Below are 4282 nucleotides of genomic sequence, written 5' to 3' on the forward strand. Positions count from 1 at the left end.
TTCCATCGCGTCGCCAATACGCTTAATTACATGGATATCCGCACGGTCGTCGTCTCCTGTGGGACCTGCATGGATCAACTGCTCAAATACGAGTTCGGGCGCATCTTCCCCGGCTGCCGTCTGCTCGACATCCATGAGTGGCTGATGGAGAAGGGCATGAGTCTGGACGGTGTCGAAGGGGTCCAGTATCTCTATCACGATCCCTGTCACTCGCCGATGAAGACCCATGCACCGCTGAAGGTCGCGGCGAGTCTGATCGGCCAGCCGGTCATGCTCTCGGACCGCTGCTGCGGCGAGGCGGGCACGCTCGGGACATCGCGGCCGGACATCGCCAACCAGGTGCGGTTCCGCAAGCAGGAGGAGTTGACCGCCGGGATTCAGGCGCTTACCGGGCAGGACGTGGTCCGGGCCGGCGAGGTCAAGCTCTTGACGTCTTGTCCCGCCTGCCAGCAAGGTCTCGCCAAGTACACCGACGACACGGGTCTGAAGACCGACTATATCGTGGTCGAGATGGCCGGTCGGATGCTGGGCGAGGGCTGGCAGCAGCGGTTCTTGGATCGGGTGCAGGACGGGGGGATCGAGCGGGTCTTGTTGTAAGGCTGAACCGCGTCCGGTGCTCCCTTCATGCCGCGGTTTTCGACGGGCGTCGAGGCTAAACGCGGACTCGGTGACACGCGGTTCAGGATGTCTTAAGAGACAATTCAGAGACAGGGCGAACATCTTTGATGGACGCGTAGGATGGGTAGAGCGCAGCGAAACCCATCCTCCAAACCACCGCGTTGCCGGGTTTCGATCTGTAGAGCGCAGCGAAACCCATCCTCCAAACCACCGCGTTGCCGGGTTTCGATCTGTAGAGCGCAGCGAAACCCAGACGGGAACGAGGACCGCGGGATTGGAGCGGGGAGGATGGGTTTCGCTGACGCTCTACCCATCCTACGTTTCGGTTGTTTTGAATCTTTCTTTGGCGAGGGCTGATCGGGGTGTCGTGCAATCTTTTTCAGGACCTTCCCCGGATCGCTCGTGGCGAGGCGTTCGAGGAGCTGTTGCGCTGCTCAAACGTTCGGATCGAGCGCATCCTGAGCAGCGATCGACCCGATTCCGTCCTCTACGATCAGATCCAGGACGAGTGGGTCTGTTTGCTGCAGGGCGAGGCGGAGCTTTGGGTCGACGGAGAGACGCTCACCTTGCGGCCCGGCGATTATCGGTTCATCCCGTCGGGGACCCCGCATCGTGTCCTTAAGACCTCGGCTGAGCCCCGTTGTCTTTGGTTGGCAGTCCATATCCACGCCAACCCGATCGAAGTCTGAGGGCGACCTGATGGACTCGGCACACAGGGCGATCCCGGATCAGGCACTGCGACCGCTCGTCGATCGCCTGCTGCTCGAGCAGGGGCGGCTCGACCCGTTCGAGCTTCTGCTTGCGGCCGAGCTGCTCGGCTACGAGGACTATGTCGCCTGGCGGACGAGTCATCGCTCGGAGCTGCAGGGCGCGCTCCGGGCCGCACCGGAGGCGGTTGCGGGATTTCTGGAGGAGGCAGGCGCCTATGCGCGCGGACAGAAGCTTGTGGCCGTCGCGCTTGAGCACACGGCTTGGGGCGATCGGGAGCAGCGCCCGCTGTGCATCGGTCCGCATGCGGGGCTGACCCGCGCCTTTGCGCTCGCCTATGCGCCGCCCCCGGAGCGTTGCCAGTTGGACCTATTTCAGGACAGCACCGCGCTGCTGCTCGAGGACGAGGTCCGCGCGGCCCTGGTGGAGCACCGTACGGATCGCGCGCGCGATCAGGTCGCCCGATTGATGCATCGCGAGCCACGGCATCCGCGACTCGGCGGCTTTCTACGGCTGATCCAGACCCTCGACGATGCCGATGCAAGCGCGCGCGACGGGCGTGTCGAGGAGCGATGGCGCGAGCTCGAAGAGATCGGGCCCTTGGCCGGACAGCTGCTGGGCCATCGAGTGCGCGATTTCCTCGGAACCCTGTGGGCGGCGCTTGCAGAGCGGCTGGCCGGCCGCCCTTTCACCCCGGGTGCGGGTGAAGTCCACGCGTCGATCGCTTGGACTCGGGCGGGGCGGTGGGAGCGCGCACGCGAAGCGATCGAGGCCGAGCCCGACTGGCTCGACCAGCCGGTGCTTGTCCTCGTCCATGCCGAGTCCTGCTGGCGCGCTCGTGATCCGTTCGGTGCGCGCCGAGACTGGTTGTGGCTCTGCCGCGAGTATCCGTCGGCGGCGGAGCGCGTTTTGCGCGACCCGGCGTTTCCGGATCGTCGCCTGGCCGACCTTTGGGAGGCGTTCGGTGATCTCGAACTCGACGAGGAGTTGGCGACCGAGGATTTTCCGGCGTGGCTACTGTTGCAGGATCCCGGCGCCTTTGCGGTGCTCCCGCCGAGCGAGACGTCTTCCGACGATCGCGACACGGCGTATCGGCTCCTGCATGGGTTGGTGACCGGCGACGACACGGTCGACCGGCGTCGGGCGTTGGGCGAGATTCACCCGCATCTGCTGCGGCAGTTTTTGGTGTCGCGACGTTGCAGGTGAGGCGGGAAGGCGTCGCCTTCTCCGAGGGGGGCTCGACGGGGAGGATGGGTTTCGCTTCGCTGTGCCGGTTCGGGAGCTGCGGGTTGGAGCGGGGAGGATGGGTTTCGCTTCGCTCTACCCATCCTACGGGGTGGGTGTGGCTATGGGCATTGTGCGAAGAAGGGGTTGTTCATGGCCTCCTCGCATTGTTTCCCGCTTTCCGTGACGAGGCTTGGGTCGGCGCCTTTGAGCCATTCCTCCTGCTCCATCTCCCGCAGTTGCCGCGCGGCTTCGCATGCGGGCGCGCGCCAGCAGGTGCGGGCGGTGCCGCACACTTGGAGTACCAACTGCTCGCAGGGGGATGCGCCGGTGAGGCGGTCTCCGGTTGGTTGCTCGGTCGTGCGTTCGGCAGCTTCGGCCGCGTCGGCATCGGATGTCGCCGGCTCGCTCGGTGTGTCGCTTGGCGCCAACATGTCCGTCGTCGGCACCACCCGGCCGCCCTCGATGCGGATGACCGAGCCGTCTTCCAGTCGGTGCACGCCGTCCCAGAGTTGGGTGCGTCGACCGTCCTGATCGAGTATCGGGCGGTTGGTGCGGGGATCGATCTCGACCTGGCCCCCTCGTTGCAGCGGTGCGGTCCAGGGCTCGGCGGCGTGCGCCTGGACGGCGCAGAGCAATAGGATCGACGGAAGGGCGCCGAGGCATGCTGTCCGAAGCTGTCTTTCTTTGTTGTGCATGGTCACCTCCGCTGACCTGATATGGAACGATTCAAGGCAACATGAGCAGGTCGGTTGGGCAAAGGGCAGCGTACCCGATGGCTCCCTATGATGCCGGCACGGTTTGGGCCCGCTGCGCTTTGCCCAACCTACGGCTGAGTGTCGTGCCGTGCAACCTCAGAGCCGGTTCTCCATTACCAGGAACCAGGGCCGGCGCGCCACGGGCTTGAGTCGACCGCGATCATCCAGCTCGAGGATGCTTTTGGAGACCGAGTTTCGCACGTTCCCGCCGATGACCTCGAGCGTTTGGAGGTTCTTGCCGACCACCAGGTCGCAGTGGGTTTCCGCACCCTGGAGCATCCAGGCACTGGTGTAGCCGTCGACCGGACGCACCGGCGTGCGGCCCCGCGCCGCACAGACCAGGTCCCCCGGCTGGGGACTGTAGTCCTGAATCCGCCGGGGGACGAAGTAGCGACCCGGATAGCTCGCCTCCTCGACCATACTGGAAAGATAGACCCAGTGGGCGATCGCCGGGCGGAACTGGCTCGTCGGTACACCCGCGCTCTGCATGACCCAGCTGATGAAGGCGGCCGACCAGGGCTGCCGACAGTCCAGGCCGTCGAGCGTCGGTTTGTTGACCGCGCGCCAATAGAGATTGACCCGGCTGACATGACTGTAATCGTCCTCCCAGGCGCCGACGTGGGGGATGCTCTCCTCGGAGCCTTTGAAGACGACGACCTGCCGATCGAAGTGCTGCCACTCGCGGGTTGCGCGCTGGATCATCGCCTGTTTGAGTCCGGGGTTGGGCGATGGTGCCTGGCCGATAGGGCGTCCGGCCCAGGTCCCGGGGGCCTCGCCGGGGCGCGGGGCCGGGGCTCCGCAGGCGACCAAGGTCAGGCAAAGCGCGACGCAGAGTGCGCGGGCCAGGGCCTGCTCGGCACGGCACGGCACGGAGGGACAACACGGCATGGGACGGACTCCGTTTGGGTGCGGCCGGGCGTCGGCATCGGGTGTATATCATCGGGCGACGACGAATCTTGGGCTACCGGGGCGGG

Annotated in this window: 5 protein-coding genes; 3 read left to right on the forward strand and 2 right to left on the reverse strand. The window is 65.6% G+C overall.

Features of this window, described 5'->3' with window-relative positions:
- The 3 genes from GPT33_RS17280 to GPT33_RS17290 all read left to right on the forward strand — a co-directional run.
- A partial coding sequence (locus GPT33_RS17280; protein ID WP_296811486.1) for a DUF3400 domain-containing protein occupies nt 1-597 on the forward strand: 597 nt, incomplete at its 5' end.
- Between the two features lie 383 nt (nt 598-980).
- Nucleotides 981-1307, forward strand: a complete 327-nt coding sequence (locus GPT33_RS17285; protein ID WP_296811490.1) for a cupin domain-containing protein — start codon at nt 981-983, stop codon at nt 1305-1307.
- A gap of 10 nt (nt 1308-1317) precedes the next feature.
- Nucleotides 1318-2532 (forward strand): hypothetical protein, encoded by a 1215-nt coding sequence (locus GPT33_RS17290; protein WP_296811493.1) that lies wholly within the window; start codon nt 1318-1320, stop codon nt 2530-2532.
- A gap of 140 nt (nt 2533-2672) precedes the next feature.
- Here the strand turns inward: GPT33_RS17290 and GPT33_RS17295 are convergent, their stop codons facing one another.
- Nucleotides 2673-3248 (reverse strand): hypothetical protein, encoded by a 576-nt coding sequence (locus GPT33_RS17295; RefSeq protein WP_296811497.1) that lies wholly within the window; start codon nt 3246-3248, stop codon nt 2673-2675.
- Nucleotides 3249-3404: 156 nt separating this feature from the next.
- Entirely contained in the window at nt 3405-4196 is a 792-nt protein-coding gene (locus GPT33_RS17300; protein WP_296811501.1) for a DUF2272 domain-containing protein, read from the reverse strand.
- Between the last annotated feature and the right edge of the window lie 86 nt (nt 4197-4282).

Origin of the sequence: Thiocapsa sp. (genome assembly GCF_011390875.1) — a bacterium.
In the GTDB taxonomy this organism is placed as follows: domain Bacteria; phylum Pseudomonadota; class Gammaproteobacteria; order Chromatiales; family Chromatiaceae; genus Thiocapsa.

Bases quoted from the DNA above. Each gene is read 5' to 3' on its own strand.
- GPT33_RS17290 (WP_296811493.1), top strand. From the start codon at position 1,318: ATGGACTCGGCACACAGGGCGATCCCGGATCAGGCACTGCGACCGCTC.
- GPT33_RS17295 (WP_296811497.1), bottom strand. From the start codon at position 3,248: ATGCACAACAAAGAAAGACAGCTTCGGACAGCATGCCTCGGCGCCCTT.
- GPT33_RS17300 (WP_296811501.1), bottom strand. From the start codon at position 4,196: ATGCCGTGTTGTCCCTCCGTGCCGTGCCGTGCCGAGCAGGCCCTGGCC.